A 1515-nucleotide genomic window follows, 5' to 3' on the forward strand; every position below is an offset into this window, starting at 1 on the left:
ATTGTCGGATATCACTGCAGGTGTTGATACCGATACCCAGTATACGGCAGGGAACGGGTTGAATTTAAATGGGAGCAATGTGTTCACGGCGGTAGTGGACCCAGCAACTAACAATGCTTTGAGCGTGAGCGGTAATGGTCTTTATGCTACTGACACAGATGATCAGAATGCAGGTGAAGTGGCTTTCACCGCGACGGGCAATACGACCAGTACTGACGTACAATCGGCTATTGTGGAATTACAAACGGAGTTGGACGGAATTGACGGCACCGATGACCAGGATTTGGGTATCGGGACCAACGGTGTGGCCAACCAAAGTGTGGAGGTTACAATTGCCGATGGAGCAGCGGCCTTGATAGACATCCGTGATGGGGATTCAAGTGCCACCAATGAGATACAGGATTTAACATATGATGCGAGTACGCGAATATTGAAGATTACAAATAATGGAAGTGCCACAGATATTGATTTAAGTGGGTTGAATGATTCAGGAACGGATGAGCAAGATATAAGCACGGATGGTACTGCTGGAAATATTTCAATTGAGAATGGAAATACCATAACATTAAATGTAAATGATGCGGATTCTGTAATTGGAAATGAATCGGTAACAGGGTTGACTTTCGATGGCACGACTTCTATATTGACACTTACCCAAGACGGTGCAGGAAATGAGACGGTAAATTTAAGTGCACTGGATACCGATGAACAGGATTTACAAAACTTTCAGGTAAATGGTTCAAATTTAGAAGTAAGTATAGAGAATGGTAATACAGTAAGTGTTCCATTGTCGGATATCACTGCAGGTGTTGATACCGATACCCAGTATACGGCAGGGAACGGGTTGAATTTAAATGGGAGCAATGTGTTCACGGCGGTAGTTGACCCGGCAACGAACAATGCTCTTAGCGTAAGTGCTAGTGGTCTTCTTGCAACTGACGATCAGAATGCAGGGGAGGTTACTTTCGATGATAGTACGGCATCACTTGGTGCAACCGATGTACAGGGGGCAATCGAAGCTCTGGCAAGTGCAACCGATAATGATACACAGTATACGGCAGGCACAGGCTTGGTTTTAACCGGGACGGTGTTCAGTGCGGACGCAAGTTTGGCTACGGATGCAGAAGTAGCGGCCAATGAATTAACATCAAGTGTTGTTGCAGGTTCGGATATTACTGTAAGTGCGTCAACTTCAGGAAACAATACGGCGTACACGGTTAGCAATGCTTCACCAGACCAAACGGTAAGTATCGTTGATGGTGGTAATGGTAATGTAACGGTAGGCGGGACCTATCCAAACTTTACCATTGATGTGCCGGATGCAACGGTTGATACGGATGAACAGGATTTACAAAACTTTCAGGTAAATGGTTCAAATTTAGAAGTAAGTATAGAGAATGGTAATACCGTAAGTGTTCCATTGTCGGATATCACTGCAGGTGTTGATACCGATACCCAGTATACGGCAGGGAACGGGTTGAATTTAAATGGGAGCAATGTGTTCACGGCGGTAGT

1 protein-coding gene is annotated in these 1515 nt (G+C 45.0%); it reads left to right on the plus strand.

From position 1 onward, the window contains the following. Nucleotides 1-1515, plus strand: a 1515-nt coding sequence (locus GJ691_RS19565; RefSeq protein ID WP_179955126.1) for a beta strand repeat-containing protein, incomplete at both ends; no start/stop codon positions are given.

The sequence above is a fragment of the Maribacter luteus genome (assembly GCF_009674825.1).
In the GTDB taxonomy this organism is placed as follows: domain Bacteria; phylum Bacteroidota; class Bacteroidia; order Flavobacteriales; family Flavobacteriaceae; genus Maribacter_A; species Maribacter_A luteus.